General features: G+C 61.4%; 18 protein-coding genes. 14 read left to right on the top strand and 4 right to left on the bottom strand.

Going from position 1 to position 20,897, the window contains the following annotated elements; genetic code table 11:
- Positions 1 to 98 precede the first annotated feature (98 nt).
- The 4 genes from JJT62_RS02365 to JJT62_RS02350 all read right to left on the bottom strand — a co-directional run bounded on the left by JJT62_RS02365 (position 99) and on the right by JJT62_RS02350 (position 4,751).
- Positions 99 to 1,160, bottom strand: a complete 1,062-nt coding sequence (locus JJT62_RS02365; protein ID WP_202071070.1) for an ATP-binding protein — start codon at positions 1,158 to 1,160, stop codon at positions 99 to 101.
- 24 nt (positions 1,161 to 1,184) lie between these two features.
- Positions 1,185 to 2,246 carry a lysylphosphatidylglycerol synthase domain-containing protein gene (locus JJT62_RS02360; protein WP_202071069.1) on the bottom strand — a complete coding sequence of 354 codons (1,062 nt, stop codon included), beginning with the start codon at positions 2,244 to 2,246 and terminating at the stop codon, positions 1,185 to 1,187.
- Positions 2,247 to 2,368: 122 nt separating this feature from the next.
- Positions 2,369 to 3,907: a DNA polymerase Y family protein gene (locus JJT62_RS02355; protein WP_202071068.1), complete on the bottom strand. Its 1,539-nt coding sequence runs from the start codon at positions 3,905 to 3,907 to the stop codon at positions 2,369 to 2,371.
- The gene (locus JJT62_RS02350; protein ID WP_202071067.1) at positions 3,831 to 4,751 is read right to left on the bottom strand and encodes a hypothetical protein; all 921 of its coding nucleotides are present in this window, start codon (positions 4,749 to 4,751) and stop codon (positions 3,831 to 3,833) included. The genes JJT62_RS02355 and JJT62_RS02350 overlap by 77 nt, the downstream gene beginning before the upstream one ends.
- Before the next feature lie 247 nt (positions 4,752 to 4,998).
- Here JJT62_RS02350 and JJT62_RS02345 point away from each other — a divergent pair, with 247 nt between their 5' ends.
- From JJT62_RS02345 to JJT62_RS02280, 14 genes are all read left to right on the top strand, one after another.
- Positions 4,999 to 5,229 (top strand): zinc ribbon domain-containing protein, encoded by a 231-nt coding sequence (locus JJT62_RS02345; protein WP_202071066.1) that lies wholly within the window; start codon positions 4,999 to 5,001, stop codon positions 5,227 to 5,229.
- 176 nt (positions 5,230 to 5,405) lie between these two features.
- On the top strand, positions 5,406 to 6,203 hold the full coding sequence (locus JJT62_RS02340) for a class I SAM-dependent methyltransferase (RefSeq protein ID WP_202071065.1): 798 nt from the start codon (positions 5,406 to 5,408) through the stop codon (positions 6,201 to 6,203).
- 528 nt (positions 6,204 to 6,731) lie between these two features.
- Positions 6,732 to 7,733, top strand: coding sequence for an ABC transporter substrate-binding protein (locus JJT62_RS02335; RefSeq protein ID WP_255537151.1), 1,002 nt, complete (start codon positions 6,732 to 6,734; stop codon positions 7,731 to 7,733).
- Between the two features lie 30 nt (positions 7,734 to 7,763).
- The gene (locus JJT62_RS02330) at positions 7,764 to 8,552 is read left to right on the top strand and encodes an ABC transporter ATP-binding protein (protein WP_202071063.1); all 789 of its coding nucleotides are present in this window, start codon (positions 7,764 to 7,766) and stop codon (positions 8,550 to 8,552) included.
- Complete coding sequence (locus tag JJT62_RS02325; protein ID WP_202071062.1) at positions 8,545 to 9,357, top strand: ABC transporter permease; 813 nt, start codon at positions 8,545 to 8,547, stop codon at positions 9,355 to 9,357. Before JJT62_RS02330 ends, JJT62_RS02325 begins: the two co-directional genes overlap by 8 nt.
- A gap of 26 nt (positions 9,358 to 9,383) precedes the next feature.
- The gene (locus tag JJT62_RS02320) at positions 9,384 to 10,436 is read left to right on the top strand and encodes a zinc-binding dehydrogenase (RefSeq protein WP_202071061.1); all 1,053 of its coding nucleotides are present in this window, start codon (positions 9,384 to 9,386) and stop codon (positions 10,434 to 10,436) included.
- Positions 10,433 to 11,170 carry an enoyl-CoA hydratase-related protein gene (locus JJT62_RS02315; RefSeq protein WP_202071060.1) on the top strand — a complete coding sequence of 246 codons (738 nt, stop codon included), beginning with the start codon at positions 10,433 to 10,435 and terminating at the stop codon, positions 11,168 to 11,170. The genes JJT62_RS02320 and JJT62_RS02315 overlap by 4 nt, the downstream gene beginning before the upstream one ends.
- A 5-nt stretch (positions 11,171 to 11,175) precedes the next feature.
- Entirely contained in the window at positions 11,176 to 12,522 is a 1,347-nt protein-coding gene (locus JJT62_RS02310) for an FAD-dependent oxidoreductase (protein ID WP_202071059.1), read from the top strand.
- A 225-nt stretch (positions 12,523 to 12,747) separates the two neighbouring features.
- Positions 12,748 to 13,581 (top strand): LysR substrate-binding domain-containing protein, encoded by an 834-nt coding sequence (locus tag JJT62_RS02305; RefSeq protein ID WP_202071058.1) that lies wholly within the window; start codon positions 12,748 to 12,750, stop codon positions 13,579 to 13,581.
- A gap of 151 nt (positions 13,582 to 13,732) precedes the next feature.
- Positions 13,733 to 14,602, top strand: coding sequence for an alpha/beta fold hydrolase (locus JJT62_RS02300; RefSeq protein ID WP_246744707.1), 870 nt, complete (start codon positions 13,733 to 13,735; stop codon positions 14,600 to 14,602).
- A gap of 108 nt (positions 14,603 to 14,710) precedes the next feature.
- A complete protein-coding gene (locus JJT62_RS02295; RefSeq protein WP_202071056.1) occupies positions 14,711 to 17,101 on the top strand; it encodes a TonB-dependent receptor in 2,391 nt (796 codons plus the stop codon).
- A gap of 318 nt (positions 17,102 to 17,419) precedes the next feature.
- Positions 17,420 to 18,895, top strand: coding sequence for an MFS transporter (locus tag JJT62_RS02290; RefSeq protein ID WP_246744706.1), 1,476 nt, complete (start codon positions 17,420 to 17,422; stop codon positions 18,893 to 18,895).
- Positions 18,896 to 19,056: 161 nt separating this feature from the next.
- Complete coding sequence (locus tag JJT62_RS02285) at positions 19,057 to 20,364, top strand: aromatic ring-hydroxylating dioxygenase subunit alpha (RefSeq protein WP_210340535.1); 1,308 nt, start codon at positions 19,057 to 19,059, stop codon at positions 20,362 to 20,364.
- Positions 20,337 to 20,891 (top strand): aromatic-ring-hydroxylating dioxygenase subunit beta, encoded by a 555-nt coding sequence (locus JJT62_RS02280; protein ID WP_202071053.1) that lies wholly within the window; start codon positions 20,337 to 20,339, stop codon positions 20,889 to 20,891. The genes JJT62_RS02285 and JJT62_RS02280 overlap by 28 nt, the downstream gene beginning before the upstream one ends.
- Positions 20,892 to 20,897: the final 6 nt, after the last annotated feature.

The raw sequence follows: 20,897 nt of genomic DNA, 5'->3' as shown, positions 1-20,897 counted from the left end.
GTCACGCCCTAGTCCTTTAGCGGCCAGGCAAGAGAGTTTTGTGATAGTTTTATTACAGTACGATGACATAAGAATTTCATATAAAAACAGCATTTTAGTCACTTTCCTTGAGCTTGGTCGATTGCCGGAAGCGTCACACGGAAGAGCGACCCCTCGCCCAAAGCGGACTCTATGCCGAGCCGTCCGCGATGGCGCAGCACAATATGTTTGACGATCGCGAGGCCAAGCCCGGTGCCGCCTTTCGCGCGGCTCTTGCCGGCGTCGACCCGGTAGAAGCGTTCGGTCAAGCGCGGAATATGCTCCTGCGCCACGCCGGGGCCATGATCGCGCACCGAGAAGACGGCGGTCGCGCCTTTGCGGGCCAGCGAAATTTCGACCGGCTCCGGCCCGTTTTCGCTTTGGCCGTATTTCAGCGCGTTCTCGATGAGGTTCTCGGCGATCCGCGCGAGCTCGTCGCGGTCGCCGGGGACGATGACATTAGGCTCGAGGTCGAGCGCCAGCGGAATGTTGTTTTCTTCCGCCATCGGCGTCAGCGTGTCGACGATATGCGCGACGAGCATAGTGAGATCGACCGCTTCGGCCGGCCGCACATGCATATGCTGCTCGATGCGCGAGAGCGACAGCAGATCGTCGACGAGGCGCGCCATGCGTTGCGCCTGCTCGCGCATGATGCTCAGGAATTTGTCGCGCGCCGCCGGATCGTTTTTCGCCGGACCCTGAAGCGTCTCGACAAAACCGAGAAGCGAGGCGAGCGGCGTGCGCAATTCATGGCTGGCGTTGGCGACGAAATCGACGCGCATGCGTTCGACGCGATGCGCTTCCGTCAAGTCGCGCATGCTGATCATGGCGGCGGTCGCGTAGCCGGGGAAGCGAATGGGCGCGATATGCGCCTCGAACCAGCGCTCGAGAGGAAGACGCTCCACCCATGAGGCCTTCTCGGCGTTTCCGCCGGCGAGCACGCGCATGGCGGCGTCGAGCATGTCCGGCGAGCGCAGGCTGCGCGACAAAGGTTCGCCGATGCGCAATGTCGGCGCAAGGACGCGGGCCGCCGCATTGAAAGCGAGCGCGTGAGTCTCCGCGTCGATGACGAAGACGGGCTCCGCCAGCGCGTCGATCACGGGGCCGAGCATATCCTCGGCGGGCCATTTGAGGTGCGCCATGTGAAAATCGCTTCCGGCTGAACGTCAGGTCCGTTCTTCGATGATGCGCGCAACGGCGTCGCGCAATGCGCCCCAGCGGCGCGCGCCCTCGTCGGCGCCGAGCGTGGCGAGCGCGACGATGAAGGGCAGGAAATAATAGACGACGCGGAAAAGCAGCAGCGAGGCGAGAACGCTCTCCTGCGATGCGCCCGGCAGCGCATGCAACATCGTGGCCTCGAAGACGCCGATGCCGCCCGGCGCATGGCTGACGACGCCGAGAATGCAGGCGAGGACATAGACGGCGAGGAAAGCCGTATAATCGAGGTCGACGCCTGCCGGCAGCAGCATGTACAGCACGGCCGAGGCGGCGCACAGATCGGCGACGCCGACGGCGAGCTGCTCGACGGTCGATCCCACGCCCGGCATTTCAAGCACATGGCCGCGCAGGCGGATGCGCCGCGGCTCGAGCGCCACCCAGGCGCCATAGCCGGCGACCATCGCCAGGATGACGACGCCGATTGCGGTGTGCAGCGGGGTGGGCAGGCCATCGAGCGCCGCGAGGGAGCCGGCCGCCTTCACCAGCGTGAAGCCGACGACCGCCGTCATGCCGAGCCAGAAGGTGACGCCGGTGATGACCGTGAGATTGGCGACCTGCAGTGCGCTCATTCCGATGCGCGAGTAGATCCAATAGCGCACGGCCGCTCCGGTGACGATCGGAAAGCCGAGATTGAAGGAGATGGCGTAGCTCGCAAAGGAGGCGAGCGCCGTCACCCGATAGGGCGAATAATGGCGGATCTGGCGAAGCGCCGAGACGTCATAGCCGGTGAGCGCGACATAAGAGAGGATTGTGAAGAAAAGCGCGGCGAAAATCTGACCGCCGCTCGTCGCCGTCAGCGCCTCGGCGACGTCCGCGAAGCGGACATGCGACAGGGTGTTGGCGAGGATATAAGCGGCGATCCCGAAGAGCGCGAGGCTGGCGAGGACGCCGAAAAGATGGCTCGCCCCATGGGGAAGGCGCTCCTGCAGCGACTCGAAAAAGCTCTTGCGCCGGATGACGGCCGGCAGGCCGGAGTGAGACGATATGGCGAGGTCCTCGTCTTGTTGCATCTACCGCTCGTTGGACGTGGGGCCGGTTTCGCAGGCGAGCGCCGGCCAAAGACTTCGTCCTGAAAAGATGACGTCAGAATGACGGACAACCGCCTTTTAGCTTGGCGCCCGCGCCGGTCGAGTCAAGACAGGCCATGCACGAACCAGCGGGGATCGTCGGTTTCCCGCCCGTAAAGCCCCTCGCGGAAGAGCCAGAACAATTGGCCGTTTTTATCCTGTGCGTGGAAATAATCCCGGGTAAATTGCTGCGGCGCATCGCCCCACCAGGGCGCGGCGATGCGCTCCGGCCCCTCGAAGGCGACGATTTCCCGCAGAACCCGCCGCCAGCGGAATTTGAGCGGCGGGCCGTCGGGAAACAGCGCGATGGCCTCGATCGGTTCCGGGCGCTCGAAAAGCCGCAGCGGCCGCATCGCGCTTTCCGCGGATTTTTCAGTGTGGGGCGGAGGCGCCCCGAAGGCGGCCGGAACGGCGGCCACGGCGAATTCCGGCAGATGCGCGGCCTCCGGGTGAAGCCGCAGCACGCGGCGCAGGCCGAGCCGCGCGCCGAGCCGGTCGAGAAGATCGCCGAGGTCTTCGTCGCTTCCCCCGCCGCGCGGCGGGGCGACGAAGGCCGTCTGCGGGGCCGCCGCGCTCTCGACCTCGGTCGCCGCAAGTTGCAGCACGTCGAAGCCATAGCCGGTGTCGAGCCCCTCCTCCGCGACCGCCGACAGGCGCTCGGCAAGAAGGGCGGCGAGGCGGGCGGGGTCGCGCAGCGGCCGGCTGGTTCCGGCCGCGATGCGTTTCACCGCGCCGTCGACGCGATAGAAAACCGCCTCCAGCCGCCGCGCGCCGACGCCGGCGCGTTCGAGCATGGGGCAGAGATCGCCGGCGAGGCGCGTCAGCGTCGCCGCGAGATCCTCCTGCCGGGTCAGCCCGTCGGGAAAGCGCCGCTCGGCGATGAAGGCCGGCGCCTCGAAGCGCGGCGTGATGGGATCGCGGATGCGGCAGGTGAGCGCGTCGAGCCGCGTCAGCGCCTGGGCGCCGAAGCGCGCGGCGAGCGGGGCGCGGGGCCGCTCGAGGAGATCGCCAATGTCGCGCAGACCGGCGCGGCGCATGCCGGCGAGGGTCTCCGCTTCGAGTCCCAGCGCGTCGATCGGGAAAGAAGCAGCGAGGCGGTCGAGCTCTTCCTGCCGCGCCTGCGCGGCGACGAGGCGGGTGTCGGAAAAACGCGCCAGCGCCCGGGCGAGGGCCGGGCCCGGCGCGATGGCGGCGCGGGCGGTAAAGCCCAAAGCGCGCAGGCGGCTTTCGATGTCGCCCAGAAGCGCCGCCTCGCCGCCGAAAATATGCGCGGCGCCGGTCACGTCGAGCAGCAGGCCGTCTGGCGGGTCGGGCGCGGCGAGCGGGGTGAAGCGGCGGCCCCAGTCGGCGAGCCCCGTAACGAGCGCGGCCTCTGCTTTCGGATTGGCCTCGGCCAGCGCCAGCGCCGGGCAACGCGCGCGGGCGTCGGCGACCGCCATGCCGGGCGCAAGGCCGCGCTTTTGCGCCCGCGCGTCGACGGCGGTCAGGCGCTCCGCCCCCTTCAGGCGGGCGTAGAGGGCGAAGGCCTCAGGCGCGGCGCCGCGACGGCGCCGCAACAGGCGGTCGGTCGCGAGCCTCGGCAGGAAAACGCTCAGGAAACGCATGACGAAACGCTACTCTTTCAGGATCGAAGGCGATGTGGCGCCATTGCGCCGGGTCGATCTCGCCCGGCGCGCCCAGAAGGCCGGCGCGAGCTTTGAGGACCCGCAGCCGCCACAGGAAGGGCGCCAGCGGAGAGAGCGGCGGGCGCGCCGCGGGGAGCGCGGACGAAGGGACCGGCGCAGATTTGGCGGCGATCTCGACGCGCAATTCGGCGGCGCTGGAGACGCGTCCGGCCGGCGTCCCCTGCGGCGCAAGAACGCCCAACGCGCCGCCGCGCCTTGCGGCGAGCAGCAGGCGGCGCGAAGCGGCGAGGTCATAGAGGCGGGCGTCGAGAAAAGCCTCGGTGACGACCGCCGCGCAGCCCGGGCTTTTCAACGCCTCCTCCATGGCCCAGAGCGCCTCGCGCGGCCGGCGGACCCTGACGAGCGCGACGCGGGAAAGATCGACGCCCGCCGCCATGAGGCCCCGCCCGTAAGGCAGGCCGAATTCGCGCGCGCTCATATCCTCGATAATGAAGACGAGCGCGCCGCCGCCGCGCGCCGCCTGCGCCCGCAGCGCCATGGCGAGGGCGAAGGCCGCCGCAGCGGGCGCGTCCGGCGGGCGGGCGGAGAAAATCTCGCTCAGGGCGCCGCGACGGGCGGCGAAAAGCGGCTCCAGAAAATCATCGCCGTCATTGGGAGCGCAGCGAAGCAATCCAGGGCCGCGATGGGGCTCTGGATTGCTTCGTCGCTGACGCTCCTCGCAATGACGGGGGGAGTCGCGCGCCGCCGTTGTATCCCGCGCCTCGATGGCGGCGATGCGGCGGCGCAAAAAGAGGATGCGTTCCGAAACGCCGCTCTGCGACATCGGTCCAAAAGCCCTGATCTGGAGAGAGCGCCCTCGGCGCGTGTTCGATATTTGTTCTCACCTGAGGAAGAGTCAAGCCGGATTCTAAGATCGGGGCAGACCATTGGAGCCGTGCGCCCGATGGTTTGTCGGAAAAGCGACATTGGCGCGTCGTCCATCCCAGAGCCCATTGGGCTTTCTACTCTTTTCGCGTCAGGAACAGGTTTTGCTTGCCTTGCGCCCGTATGTATTCCCTGCGAGGACCGACATGCCCCTTTACGCCTATGCCTGCAACGACTGCGAGGCCGAGTTCGAGCTTCTGGTGCGCGCTTCCGACACCCCGCAATGTCCCGCCTGTGGGTCCGCCAAATTGACGCAGCAGGTGTCGCGCATCTGCAATGAAATCAAATATCCGGCCATCGCCCGCTCGTGGCGCCGCCGCGCGGCGGCCGAGGGCGATCTTTCGAATTTCAGCAAAGCCGAGCGCGGGAAACTCTAAGAAGGGCTCTTTTGCTCTTCGCCAACGCGCTGACCGGCCTCGCGCCCTGTCGGACAAACCCGCGCGCCGAAAGCCGCTGAAAAACAGTGATCTTGCGCAGGGGGAGCGCTCAGCCTATCCCACCGTTACGGTCAAGCGTTCGAGAGACGAACGCGGCCCGGCGGAGGAGTCCAAGCATGAGCGCAAAGGGTTACGACGGGGACATTCCGCAGAACTACGATCGCGGGCTCGGCTCTGTCCTCTTTCTGCCTTACGCCGAAGAAGCGGCGCGGCGCATCGCTGCGTTGGAGCCGCAGGACGTTCTGGAGGTCGCCGCGGGCTCCGGCGTCGCGACCCGCGCGCTGCGCGACCGGCTTCCCTCGACGGCGAAACTGACCGCGACCGACATTGGCGCGGACATGCTCACAATCGCCCGCTCCAAAATCGGCGACGGCGAGCAGGTGAGGTTCGAGACCGTCGACGCCTGCGCGCTTCCCTATCCGGACGCGAGCTTCGACGCCATTGTCGGCCAGTTCGGCTATATGTTCTTTCCGGAAAAGCAAAAGGCGATGCGAGAAGCCTGTCGCGCGCTCAGGCCGAACGGCCATTATGCGCTCAGCGTATGGGACGCCGAGCAATATAATCCCTGGGCGAGCCTCTGCCTCGAGGTCTTGAAAGGGTTTTTCCCCGAGAACCCGCCGCAATGGATGCGCGAGCCGGTTTCCTGCGCGGCGATCGACCCCATCAAGGAAAATCTCCTCGCCAGCGGCTTCGAAAACATCTCTGTCTCTGTGCTGAAACGGGCGCGTGACATCGACGCCCTCGCATTCGCGCACGGCATCGTCTTCGGCAGTCCGGTTTTCGACGAAATCCGCGAGCGCGGCGGCGTCGAGCCGGAAACCGTCATGCAGGCCTATGCGGAGGCCCTCACCCGCGCTGTCGGGCGCAGCATGCCGATGCAAGCGATCATGTTCGAGGCGCAAAAGCCCGCCTGACCGGCTCTCAGTTCGTTGACAAACTTCCGAGGCGGCCTCGTCGAGACGGACGCTTCGCGCCCTCCTCAGACCGCCGGCATGGCCGGATGTGCCCGCAACGCCGACGCGAATACGTCTTCCATGAGGCTTCTCTCCTTTTAGGGCGTCAGCATGGCCTTGCCGACGCAGCTCGCGCCTTTCGCCATGAGCAGCAGGACCGTCTCGCAGGACGGCGCCGACGCGGTAATCGATGAGAGGCGGCAAGAAAGCGTCGCGAGGTTACGCGATCATGCCTGACTTTGGCGTTGCGGCGAGCCTGGACCATTTTCGAAGGCATTTGCCGTCTATGTTTTGTCCAATACGCGAGAAACCTTTCGCGGCTAAGGCGCAAGCCGCGAGCTTTGCATCGCGCGGTCCACACGACCTTGCAGCCACCGAAACAGAGAATGAAATTCCATAAGTCGCGACTATGCAACACATAAATAAAACAGAGATTGCGATGAGGATTTTCTTCGCGATAGTTCGTTCCAACTCGCGAGGGAGCGCGTGATGATTTGTCGTCGATATTTCAATCGAGCGGTCGTCGCGTCCGCTCTCGCCCTACCCGGCGTCGCACGGTCGGAATCTTCCGTGCTGCGCCTCGGAACTATGCGTCTGAATAGCGCCGCGCCGTTTTTTGTCGCGTCCGACAAAGGCTTCTTCGAGGACGAAGGTTTGAAGGTTCAAATCGAATATTTCGACGCCGCCGCTCAATTGCCCGTCGCCGCCGTCGCAAATTCGATCGACGTCGGCATGACCGCCTTCACCGCCGCTTATTTCAACCTCGCCGCAAAAGGCGGGCTGAAACTCATCTGCGGCGATAGTCGACCGCACCCGGCCTTTCCCAATAACCAATTGGTGGCTAGCCGCAATGGCTACGACGCCGGATTGCGCTCTTTCGCCGACATTCGAGGACGACGCCTGGGCATAACGACCATTGGATCGTCGTTCCATTATCAATTCGGCGTGATTGCTATGAAGTTCGCCTTCCCACTGTCACAAGTCGAACTCCTCCCTCTGCAAACTTTACCGAACGTCGGTTCGGCGGTTGTAGCGGGAAAACTGGATGGCGCCATCCTTCCCTCGACGGTCGCAGACCCCTTGATTAGAGCAGGCTCTGGCGTCTTCATCGGAAATACGGCCGAAGTCGATATGACGCAAGGAAGCGGCGTGTTTACCCGCCCCGATGTCATCGCCGCCAATCGCGCGGGGATAGAGCGCTTCATCCGTGCGCATCGGCGTGCGATGGCCTTTAGCAACAGAGCTGTCAATCGGATCGACGAGCAAGGCCGACCGGTCACTAGCGACGAACGAGAGGAGCTTCTCGAGATCGTCGCTCGCCGCACCGGCCAGACCAGGCAGCAAATCAGTTCGACTTTTGGCTATTACGATCCCGCCGCCAGCTTGAATGTCGAGGACGTTCGCAAGGTGCTCAGATTTTGGCAAGACCTAGGGCTCGTGAAGCGAGAAGTCGACGCCGAACACGTCGTCGACCTCTCTTTCGCGACTTGAAGTCGACCTCGAACCCTCGGGGAGGACGGCATGGAACTGGAGCTTCGAGGATTGGGGCACGACTTCGGGCCGTTGACCGTCCTCGACGACGTCTCGTTCGCGGTGCGCGAATCCGAGATCGTCTCTGTCATCGGTCCCTCCGGTTGCGGAAAGTCGACTCTGCTGTCGATCGCCGGCGGCCTCATCGCGCCGTGCCGAGGATCGGCTGTCACGGTCGGTGTTCCGCCGGCGGCGAGCCTCAACCCTTTCACCTTCGTTTTTCAGGACGCCGGGCTGCTGCCGTGGCGAACCGTGGCAGGCAACGTCGGGCTGGCGCTGGAGGATCGACTACCATCGAGAAAAGCGCGGGCTGAGATTATCGAAGAAGTGTTGGAGCGAACCGGTCTGCGCGAGTTCGCACAAGCGTATCCGAAGCAATTGTCCGGGGGCATGAAACAGCGCGTCGGCATCGCCAGGGCGCTGGCCGCTCGTCCAGCCTTCCTTCTCATGGATGAACCATTGTCCGCCGTAGACGCGCAGACGCGCGAACTTCTGATGGAGGAGTTCCTTACCCTGTGGCTGCGAGACCGCGTTTCGATCCTCTATGTCACACATAATCTCGACGAGGCGGTACGACTTTCCGACCGGATCGTCGTGCTCTCCAGACGGCCCGGCCGGATTCGCGAAATCGTCGACGTCGGAATTCCGCAAGCCGAGCGCGGCCGCCCCGATGTCGCGAGCGAGTTGTCGGCGATGCAGAACGACATCTGGAACCTGCTTCGATCGGAAGCGCGCAACGCTGACCGAGAGCTTCTGTCCCTGGAACAAGCCGATGTCTGAAGTCCATGCGTCATCTGCGATCGGAGCGAGCACGGTAAGATTCCGGGGCGGTGGATTCGAGATCACCCCGAAGCGGTGGTTCGCTCCGGCATTTGCCGCTGTGCTCGTCGGAGCCTGGCAGGTCGGATCGACTTCAGGGCGGATTGATCCGCTGCTGCTACCGGGGCCGGTCGATGTCCTGGAGACACTCTACCACGAGCTAGCGCGAGGGGACTTGGCGATCCATATCGGCCAGTCGCTCACGCGACTGCTGTTGGGCTGGTCGATCGGAAGCCTCACCGGCCTGAGCGTCGGCCTCGCAATGGGCCTCTGGTCCTGGTGCCGAGCGATCGGCGACGCCGCGATCTCCTCCCTGTACCCCATCCCCAAGATAGCCCTTCTGCCCCTCTTCATACTCTGGCTCGGAATCGGGGAGTCCAGCAAAATAACCACGATTGCTCTCGGCGTTTTCTTTCCTATGGCGGTTTCCGTATGCGCCGCCGTGGACGCCGCGCCACGTCCTTTCATACGCATGGCCCAGAGCTTTGGACTCGCTCGCCTGTCGATCATCATCAAAGTCGTACTGCCGTCGGCCCTCCCGGCCATGTTGGCCTGCGCGCGTATAACCATTTCCACCGGTCTCGTGCTTCTCGTCGCCGCCGAAATGATCGGCGCACAATATGGGATCGGCGCCTATATTCTCGCCGCCGGTAACATCATGGACTCCGAGAAGCTTCTCGCGGGCGTTTTCGTACTCTCTCTACTCGGAACATGTGCCGGGGCCGTGATCGCGACGCTCGAACGCACGCTCTTGCGCTGGCGTTGATCTGCTCGCTCATCGGATCGTCATTCATGAAAGCTCTCCAAAAAACTGCGCCGACCTTCGGAGTCGAGTTTCGCGAGGTTCCCCGTCCAGTTCCTCGCCCCGGCGAGGCGCTTATCGAAATCACTGCCGCCGGCGTTTGTGGGACGGACGTGCATATCTTTGAATGGAGCGGCGGCTATGATTTCATGGCGCGATTGCTTCCGCTGACGCTCGGGCACGAGTTCGCCGGACGCGTGGTCGAGGTCGCCGGTGAAGCAGAGGGCCTGGCGCCCGGCGAGCTCGTCGCCGTAATCCCTTCCGCCCCATGCGGAAGTTGCGCACATTGCCTGAGAGGTGCAGCGGAACACTGCGAACATCGATCAGCCAAAGGCACCAGCGCTGACGGCGGTTTCGCGCCTTGGATCACAGTGCCTGTCGTCAATTGCCTCAAGGCGCCGAACGGCGTGGACGACGAACTCGCTGCGCTCGTTGAACCATTAACTGTCGCGCAAGAAGCCGTCCTGAAAGGCGGAGTGATGCGCGGCGATCGGGTGCTCGTCGTCGGCCCGGGCACGATCGGACAGGCGATCGCCCTTTACGCCCGCATGGCCGAAGCCGCGGAGGTCGTCGTCGTGGGGAAGAATGATCCTCATCGTTTCGAAACGCTACGCGCTCTGGGTTTTTTGGACCTTATCGACACGCGCGACGGCGACCTCGAAACCGCGCTGGCGTCCCGCTTCGCAGGCCGGAAATTCGATATTATTTTCGAGGCGACCGGCGTTCCGGAGGTGGTTCAAGGAGCTCTCACATTCTTGCGGAAGGAGGGCGTTCTACTCGTTGCTGGGATACACCCGCGCCCGGCAGCGCTCGATCTCACCCGCCTCGTGCGCGAAAGACATCAAATCCGGGGGTCACAACGCGCGCCGCGTCATGTCTGGCCACGTGTGCTCGACAGCCTCGTGACCGAAGGCGAAAGGATTCGCCACATGATCACTCATCGCATGCCACTCGATCAAGGCGTAGAGGCATTGGAGTTGGCGCGCACTCGTCAGGCCTCGAAAATCATTCTCTCACCGGTTACTCGAAAGAGAAGTTCATGACCGCCGTCTCGATCGCCCCCCATGGAAATGTTGTCGTAATTTCGATCGATCGCCGAGAGCGACGAAACGCCATCGACATCGACGTCGTCCACGGACTGCAACACGCGTTCGCCCAATTCGACGCATCCGATGGCCGCGTCGCGGTACTGACCGGGGCCGGCGATGATTTTTCCGTTGGATCCGATCCCCATGTCCCGGTAACAGAGCTCTGGCGCTGCATGCCGACGATCGGAACCGTCACGAAAAAGCCCATCGTCACCGCCGTCGCTGGCGAATGCCGAGGTAGCGCCTTTACTCTCAATATGTTCGCGGATCTCTGTGTCGCAGATGAAAGCGCGAACTTTTGTTATCCAGAAGGAACGCACGGGGCCTGGGGCGGTCTCGCAGCAGGTCTTGCGGCGCGCGTTCCGCACAAGATCGCGATGGAAATTCTGCTGTTATCGCAGCCTATCTCGGCGCGTCGCGCCTATGAAGCCGGGCTCGTCAACCGCGTCGCGCCACGAGGAAAGCATCTGGAAACAGCGCTCGGAATCGCCCATGTCGTCGCGACGCGCGCTCCCCTCGTCATGCAGTCGATGAAGCATTTCGTGACAGATCATGTGCTCGTGCAGAGCCCATCGGAGATACTCGGCCGGACGACGCGCGATCTTACGGGGGTCCGCGCGAGTCAAGATGCAGCAGAAGGCAAACGCGCGATGGCCGAAGGACGTCCACCAGAGTTCGTCGGCAGATAAGCGCCGTGCTTAGTGATAACAAGGGAAACCGACCGACCGCGACGACGCGCGCCGTCGATGCAGGCACGATCATTCGCCGCAATCTCCGAGATGACCCGCCGCGCGTCTTGACGACTGATCTCTGTGTGGTGGGGTCGGGAATTGCCGGCGTATCCGCCGCTATCGAAGCGGCAAGGCTGGGGCATCGGGTCGTTTTAGTCGAGGCGGGCGGATCTCTTGGCGGTCAGTCCGTCGCAGCGCAGATCAACACCTTTTGCGGGTTCTATGCGAATGGACCCATCCCAAGACAAATTGTTTTCGGCATAGCGGACGAAATACTCACCGACCTCGGGAAGAGCGGTGACATCATGCTGCTTCGGAGCCGTCATAACTCGTTCGTCGTGCACTACGATAGCGTCGCTCTGCAGCGCTGGATCGAGCGCACGACGGGCCGCGAGGGCATTACTCCACTCCTCGGTGCGGCGCTGTTCGATGCTCGCGTCGAAGACGAGCGTCTGGTCTCCATTTCGGTGGCCGCGCGTTCGGGAATTGTGCACATCGAAGCCGAGTCCTTCGTGGACGCGACGGGAGACGCCGCTATCGCCTGGACGAGTGGGCTCGCCACGCGAGAGCCGGCCACCGGACCGATCTACGGGTCACAGAACGGCATTCTTCGCAATGTCGATGAGCAGGCGCTCGCGGCGATCGATCGCGCTACCCTACGGTCACGCCTCGCCGACAAAGGCCGCGCCTATGGCTTGGACCGAAGCGACGCCTTCGTATTCACAGCGCCCGGATCGGGCGAGACGCTCATCAATATGACGCATGTAGAGACGCCTCTCGATCCCATCGAGGCAAGTAAGATGGTGGCCGTGGGCCATGACAAGATGGATCTCGCCGTCGATTTTCTCCGCGCTGAATTTCCCGAAGCTTTTTCTCGCGCCGTTGTAAGCATATATGGCGCGCTCGGCGCGCGCCAGACGCGGTGGTTCAAGAGCCGCTATCAGCTAAGCGCGGACGATGTGCGCGCCGGAACGGTCTTCGATGATGCGATCGCCCGCTGCGCCTGGCCGATCGAGCTCCACAACAATCTGGAGCAAATTTATTTCGAAGCATTCGACGAGAAGCACATCCATACGATTCCGTTTCGCTGCATGGTTCACGACGAGGTAGAAAACCTGCTCGCAGTCGGCCGATGCGTGGATGGCGACGCGCTCGCTCTGTCCTCTATTCGCGTGATGGGGCCATGTATCGCAATGGGGGCCGCGGCCGCCCACGCTTTCGATCTGACCGGCGGCCGGTTCGACCACGTGCCGATTGGGCGCCTGCGTAGACGTCTGGCCGCCAATCTCGGGTTGGTGGAACTCGCGTGAGCGCTTTGGCCGTCTCCTAGCCCCGGCTTCGACTTAAGAAAAAAGCGGCTTGAATTACATTATTTCTATAGCTATAATAGACTTATATCGGGGAGTTCCTGACGCATGTCTTTGAACTTTCAGCCGCGGCGAAATGCAAATACGGCGCTCGCGCCGACGCGAGCCGACCGGCCGTCCGGCGTCAGCGTCATTCGCAATCAGATTCTCGAGAATGACCTTCTCCACGTGTTCGTGACTGTCGTCGATCAAGGCGGGTTCACTGCCGCCGCCCGCACGCTGCACAGAACCCAAGCGGCCGTCAGCCTCCAGATCAAGCGTCTCGAAGAAGTTATCGGCGTCAGCTTAATCATGCGTCCGCAGAGGGGTTTCCGCCTCACTCCCGAAGGGGAGCTCATGCTCGATTACGCGCGGCGTATGTTGGCGCTCAATGCCGAGGCGCTTCGCACGCTCCGCGCGGAAGAAACCGATTGCACGGTTCGCCTCGGCTCGATCGATAATTACGTCGCGAACACTCTGCCACCGCTTGTCGGCGCATTCTGCCGTTTGTATCCACGCGTCAATGTCGAGCTCTACGGCGGCATGCCGAGTTCCATGCTCACGCGCATTGGCACGCATTTCGATATTGTGATCGCCATGGAGCCGGCGGGCACAAGCCAGGGACAGGTGCTTCGTCGCGAGCCGGTCGTATGGACGACATCGTCCGAGCACAATCAACATGAGCGATTGCCCTTGCCGCTGGCTGTCGCTCCGCCCGGAAGCATGTTTCGTCACTGGGCGATCACCGCCCTTCAACAACGTGGCGTTCCATGGCGCCTCGCCCATGTAAATTCGAATGTTTGCGGCATCGAAGCTGCCGTGCGACAAGGCTTGGGTGTAGGCGTGTTCAAAGCGAGCACGATCGATGATCGACTGCAGCGTCTCGATGAGGGTGACGGCTTCCCGCGACTTCCCGATGTGGACGTAGCGCTCTATTCGATTCGCTCGTCTCCGTCCTCGCCGACCATGCGGTTACGAGACTATCTCATCGAGCGGCTCGGCGATCCTTCTCACTCAGAATGATGACCACGCGAGAACTGAACATGCTGCGCCGGTTATTCGACGAATAACGGGATTTCGTGTTTCCAAATCTGCATGGTCGAAGCAAATTCGTCGGTCGTGAGCGCGTCGCCGAGGAGGCGGCGATTGCGGGAATCCATTATATTTCGTGGCCATGATCAACGTGTATCCGAGCCTTTGTCCTCGACCGTTTGAATATGATAAATCGAATGTCCTGAGCTCGGACGGCGTGAACATCGCCGTGAGACGATGGGGCAACCGCCGAGGGCGGCCAATCATCTTCATTCATGGCTTCGCGCAGAGTGGCCTCGCCTTCATCCGGCAATTACGGGACGTGCGACTGGCAGAGAAATATCACCTGATTACCTACGATCTTCGCGGCCATGGGGCGTCGGACAAACCGCTCGATCCCGACGCCTACCAAGACAACAGGCTCTGGGCGCATGATCTGCGCGCTGTGGCCGCTTCCGTCGACGCCGAGCGGCCGGTTCTTGTCGCCTGGTCATTCGGCGGCCGCGTCGTATGGGACTATCTCAAGGAATATGGCGGCGAGAGCCTCGCCGGCGCTCAGCTCGTCGGATCGTCGTGGCGCCGAAGCCCCGAATGGGCGAGCGAGGCTTCGGCCGCGAGTCTGCCCTTGATGCTCGAAGATGATCTCCCTACCAATATCGTCGGAACGATTGCCTTTCTTTCGAGCTGCTTTGCGACGCCGCCGGCGCCGGAGGAGTTCGCGCAGATGCTTGCCTATAATATGACGCAGCCGCCCGCAGTGCGCAGGATGATCGTTGGACGTCCGCCGCAGCCGCAGGAGTTCATCGCCTCGATCTCTCTGCCACTTGCTTTCGTCGTCGGCGAAAAGGATCTCCATTGCGATCCTCGCGCCTCGCGCGCCTCCGCCGAGCATATTCGCGGCGCAAGTTTTCTCGAGCTGCCCAATGTCGGCCATTCGCCGTTCTACGAGGACGCGCTGGCGTTCAACACGCAGTTGCTCGGCTTCGCGGAACGCGTCCTTACGCGCGGATGAGGGACTCCATCGTTCCTCGATATTCGACTCATAAGAAGAATGAGCGTTGCCTGAGCTTTTCAAAAATCTTTAGCTTTCTGGACTATGTCGTTGCGTCAGAAAGTTTGAATGATGAGACGGTCGCTTATAGCCGCTATTCCGCTTTGCTTCGCCCACACTATCACCAGCGTCGCGCAAACGCTTCCTGCCGAGGAGGCGCGAGTTCCAGAAGTCGTGATCTCCGCGCCGAAAACAACCGCCGATTTGTCCGAGCGTCAAGCAACCGCATTCCAGACGACGCCGCAGGCAGCAACCGTCATCACGAAGCAGCAGATCGACGCGTTGCAGATCAGCAATCTTCTGCAAGCGCAAAAGCTCGAACCGAGTCTGCAGATCCGCTTCGCCGACGTTCGTTCGCTGACCGTCAATGTCCGAGGGTTCGGGTCATCGACGTCTGTCGCAACCGATGGAATTTTCGGCGGCGTGCCCATCTATGTCGACGGCATATATCAGCCTCGGCCAGGTCAAGCCATCTTCGATATTCCCGACCTCGTCGGCGTCGACGTCTTGAAAGGGCCGCAAGGAACCAAAGGCGGTATGGATGGAACGGGCGGCGCCGTCTATCTCAACACAGCCGCTCCGAGCTTCGAGAGGCAACAGAAAGTCGAAGTCTCTGCCGGCAACTATAGCAATGTCCAGGTTCGCGGATCGGCGACGGGCCCGATCGCCGACAGCGACAAGCTGGCGTTCCGCCTTTCATTCGCCAGCGTCGATCGTGACGGATATGTCTCCAGCTATTACAGCGGCCAAAAATACAATGACTGGCACAACAAGAGCGTTCGCGCGCAGTTCGTGTTCCTGCCGACCAACGACCTCAGCGTGCGTCTGATCGCCGATTACTCGCATGTCCATCAGGCGTGCTGCCCGAATGTACTGAATGGCGTCGTTGCAAATTATGCAAATGGCGCAGTGGTTCCGAACAATCTCTACGCTCGCTTGGCGAGGCTGAACTATGTGCCGACGTCATTCTACAATATCGACAGCTACAAGGGCGACATCTCCGGCTACCTTCAGAACACGCAGCAGAGCTATGGTGTGGCGGCCATAGTCGGCTACAACGCCGGCGGCTATGAGTTCTCCTCTCTCACCTCCTTTCGTGGATGGAACTTCGATCCGCTGAACCAAACGAGCAGCGCGCTCGCCCCGGTGCGGACAACCAACTCGAACAATCAAATCGCCGAGCGGTCGCTGCAGCAAGAATTCAAAGTATCGACGCCCGCCAATGGCCCCATCGAGGGAACAGCAGGCCTCTTCTATCTATTCGAGCAGCTCTATGACTGGGGATACTCGAGCTATGGCCCAGCGGCCGGCGGCTGGTACGGTTCGCCTGCGAATTCGATAGCCTTTAACGATATCGCACTCAATAATCTCGCCTCGAAATCCTACGACAATCCCCGCAGCCATATCATCGCGCCTTATGCGAGGGCGGTCTGGCATGCGACGCCGGATCTCGATTTCACCTTCGGTCTTCGCTACTCCTATGCGGCGAAGAGCACGCTCTTTCGCCAGTATCAGTTTGCCGCCAACAGCCTCGACGGACTGGCGGGGGCGCAACAGGCAGCGGCGCGCAGCATGCGAATTGGCTTGATCGGGGCAGATCGCGAATTCAACGCAACAACGCGCCAGGGACTGATTTCCGCTCTGGCCTCCGCCTCCTATAAAATCTCATCCGACACGCTCGCATACGCGACCTACGCGCGCGGAGGACGCGCTGGAGGTCCAAATCCGATAGCGAATCTGCCGACGACGGCCTCCACGACAGTGCGGCCGGAGGAATTGGACGATTACGAAATCGGACTGAAGACCACCTTCTTCGAGCGTCGATTTCTCGCGAACGTCGCCGCATTCATCATGGTCGATCGAAATTACATCACCAATATCACCGATATATCGGGCGCTCGACCGATCACCTATCTTTCCAACGCCAAGAGGGCGATCTCGCGAGGAGTCGAGTTTGACCTGCGAGCGAGTCCGGTAGAGGGGCTGACGACATATGGTTCTGTCACCTACAATCACACTTATTACGGTTCATTCGAGAACGCGCCTTGCCCCTTCGAGCTCGGGTTCTCGAGGTCTTGCAGCCTGACCGGCCGACCGATCTCCCTGACGCCGCGATGGGCTCTCGCCGTCGGCGGCGAATATGCACATGACATCGGACGAGTGTTCGAGCCGATCGAAAAATCGGTGGTTGCCTATTTCGGAGCCGATTTTTCATATCAAACGAAGTTTTTTTCGGTTCCAGATGATTCGATCTACAGCATCATCGATGCGTACGGCCTGCTCAATCTGCATGCGGGACTGCGCCTCACTGACGAGCGTGTCGATCTGTCTGGATGGGTGCATAATGTGACGAATAAGCATTATTTCACGACCGTGTCGCCGAATTTCACTGCCGGAGGAGTGATCGGCACCCCCGCTGATCCGATTATGGCGGGGTTCACGCTGAAGGCGAAATTCTGAATGCGAGTCCAAAGTCGGACCCGTCGTCCCCAAGCAATGTTCGCGATTGCTCTGGGCCTCGTCGAGCTGCGCGGAGTCGGCGAGCGCCTACGCGACTCTGACGACCGACGCTGGGCAAATGTGCAGCGCGTTCGGCATGACACGGCGATCGCATGTTCGCGAATGACGTGGTCGCAGGCCGGGGGCCTCCCTCCGGTCGAGAGGCGCATTAGCCGGAGCGATCACACACATAATCGAAACGAGCATTGCTAAATGCGACCGAAATCAGCATAGCAAGGAAACGTGCTTGTGCCCATCCCTGTCGAGTTATCCCGCGAAATGTCGCTCGAGCAACAGAGCCGCAGCAATGGAGTTATCGCCGCTCACGATCGGTGGCGTTGGGTCCGCTTCGCGGTGTTGCTCACGGGCGTTTTTCTATCGCCGCTCGATTTTTTCATCGTCAATATCGCGCTGCCGGCGATCAAAGAGGAGTTCGGCGCGACGCCCTCCGATCTGCAGCTCGTTGTTTCCGGCTACATGACGACCTATGCCGTTTTCCTTATCACGGGGGGTAGGCTCGGAGACATTTTCGGACATCGGGCGATCTTTTTGGCCGGACTCGCCGGTTTTGCCGGAGCATCGGCGATATGCGGTTGGGCCCCCTGTTCCAGCGTTCTCGTGGCGGGCCGAATTTTCCAAGGACTTGGCGCAGCGCTGATGGTTCCCCAGGGGCTCGCGTCCATCAATATGATTTTCGCGCCGAGAGAAAAATCGCTCGCGCTGGGTCTTTATGGCGCAACGCTCGGACTTGCCGCGGGGAGCGGACAAATCCTGGGCGGATTCCTGGTCTCGGCTGATGTCTTCGGTCTCGGCTGGCGGATCGTCTTTCTCGTCAATCTGCCGATCGCAGCGGTCGTTCTCATTTTAGGTCTTCTCTTATCCGGCGCCTCTAATCCACGTCCGCCGCGGCTCGACATTTTCGGCGTAATGCTTTCGGCCCTCACGCTCGCGCTCGTCGTCACGCCGCTGATCGAAGGACGTGAACAAGGCTGGCCGCTCTGGTCCCTACTATTACTGATGGCGGCGCCGATCGCTGGATCGCTGTTCCTGCGGAATGAGGACAAACTTCTGCGGGAGGGCGGAGCTCCGCTTTTCGACCCGCGCGTCATGGAACTGCCAGGCTTCTCCCTGGGGTTGCTGGCGGCCCTCTTCTTTTACGCTATCGGCGCGTTTTTTCTTATTTTCTCCATTTATCTGCAAAGTGCGCTCGGCGAATCTCCTAGAGAGGCGGCGCTCGTCTTTCTGCCATTCGGCGTCGGCTCATTTCTCGCTCCACTTCTCAGCCCCTATGCCGGCCGGATGCTCGGCCAGCGAACAGCTCCCGCAGGAATCGCTCTCGAGACGATCGGCATTCTGAGCCTAGCTTTGGTCGTTTGGAATTGGCGAACCGACCAGCCGCTCGATCACGCGCTTCGCGGCCTTTCATTGTTCGCGATCGGCTTTGGGCAAGGGACGGCGTTACCGAGCCTCCTTCGCGCCATTATCGGCAAAGTAGAGCCGGCATGGTCGGGTCTCATATCCGGCATTATCAACACCACCTTGCAGGTAAGCTCCGCATTGAGCATTGCCACTGTTGGCGGACTGTTTTTTGCGATCGCCGGTCGTGAACCCGTCGCTGACAATATCTCGTTCGCCCTGGTGGTCTCGTTGCTCGCTACCGCGTGCTGCCTCGTCATTGCCGCGCTCGCAACCGTCGCTCTCACGCAACCGACGCTCGTCAAGCGCCGCACGCCGACCGAAAAGAAAATACCCTAGCGCGCGCCAGTCGATGTAGTTCGCGATCGGCATCGCGTGCAGCACAATAAATAACCAAAATAAATTTTTATACTGCCTATAATTAATAATAATGTTGCTATTTTCAAACGACGCAATATTATATATACGCCAGCATATCTGCTACAATATTTGCTTGTTTTATGTGCGGTATTTACGGATGCTCAGACTCGCTCTGGATTTGTTCTCGGGAGGCCCGAATGACGCCCCGACAATTCGTCGAAACAGATAACAAGAATTTTTTCAGGGTGCATCGGCAAGTCTATGTATGTGAAGACACATGGCGCCGGGAGCTGACGCAAATATTCGACAAATGCTGGCTGTATGCCGGTCATGCAAGCGAGTTCGGAAAGCCCGGCGACTTTCTCACGCGCAAGATTGGCGGTCGGCCCGTCATCTTGGTCAGAGACGTAGCTTCCGAAACGCCGCTCGCGTTCTTGAACGCCTGCGCGCACCGCGGCGCCGTCGTCTGCTCGGACGCGAAAGGAACCACGAAGCGATTTGCATGTCCCTATCACGGATGGATGTACGATACGTCCGGCGCGCTCACCGGCGTGCCGGGAAGGTCCGCGTATGGACGCATCGGCGAGGGACTGCCCGAGCGCTCCTTGCCGCAAATCAAGCTCGACGATTATCGCGGTTTTCTATTCATCAGCTTCGGCGAACCGTCGGCGAGCCTCGCCTCCTATCTCGGAGGTGCGAAGGAATACATAGACCTGGTCTGCGATCAGTCCGAAGGCTCCGTCGAAGTGCTGCCCGAACACCTTCATCATTCCATACGAGCCAATTGGAAACTACTCGCTGAAAACGGCGTCGATGCTTATCATCTGCCAATTGCGCACAAGCGATTCCTCGACCTTCTCGATTCGCTTGGCACAGATCCGAACTCGCACAAGCGCAGCGGCATCGGCTATGCACTCGGTGGCGGCCACGCCGTCATAAAGAGCGGGCCGCCTTCGACTGGACGGCCAATTGCCTATTGGAGTCCGCTTTTCCCAGCCGAAATGAAAGCGGAGATCGATAAGAAGTTCGACGATCTCGTTGCCCGTGTCGGGCGCCGACGCGCGGAGGACATGGCTCATACCAACCGCAGCCTTTTTATTTTTCCAAATCTGGTCATCAACGACATACTCGGCTTGAACATCCGGACTTTTTTCCCAACGTCCCCCGACGAGGTCGAAGTGACCGTCTGGGGCGCGGGATTTTCGGATGAGACGACGGAAGAAAGGGCCATGCGCGTCAGCGCGCTTATCTCCTTCATCGGGCCGGGTGGATTCGGAACGCCCGACGACGTCGAAATTCTGGAATCCTGCCAGCGGTCATACGCACACGCGGGCATCGGCTACAGCGACTTCTCGCGCGGCATGAGCGTCGGGACGACAAATCATACGGATGAAGAGCAGAACAGAGCCTTCTGGCGTGAATGGGCCAATTATGTGGAGCAGCCGTAATGACAGCAACATCCGTCGTTTCCTATATAGGCGCCGTCCCCATCGTTTCGGATATCGTAAGCCGCATCACCTCCTTTCTCGCCTTGGAAGCGGACCTGCTCGACGATTGGCGCCTCGAAGACTGGTTTGAGCTTTTTGAACCGGGTGGACGCTACATTGTCGCTCCATTGCAGCGCCACGCCGAAAGCGCGCCTGAGCAAGCCCTCTGCCTGATCTTGGACGACTATGACCGATTGCGGGCGCGCGTTCGGCATTTCGCGGGCGCGTCGACCTGGATGGAACAGCCGCGCTCGCGTACGCGTCGCCTGATGTCCAACTTGCGACTTTTGGCCCCTCCGACCGAAGAGATCGTTGTGAGAGTGAACTTCGTTGTCTATCAATTTCGAAATCACGAATCCTGGGAGTTCATCGGCAGCGCGAGATATCGGCTCGTCACGCATGAAGCCGAATTTCGAATTCGCGAGAGATTTGTGCATTTGGACCACGAGTCCATTTCGAAGCAACGGCGCATCAGCATTATCATCTGAGACGTT

It is taken from the genome of Methylocystis sp. Sn-Cys, assembly GCF_016745395.1.
GTDB classification, from domain to species: domain Bacteria; phylum Pseudomonadota; class Alphaproteobacteria; order Rhizobiales; family Beijerinckiaceae; genus Methylocystis; species Methylocystis iwaonis.
The sequence above is the reverse complement of the archived record's forward strand: the minus strand, read 5'-3'. Positions and strand labels throughout refer to the sequence as shown.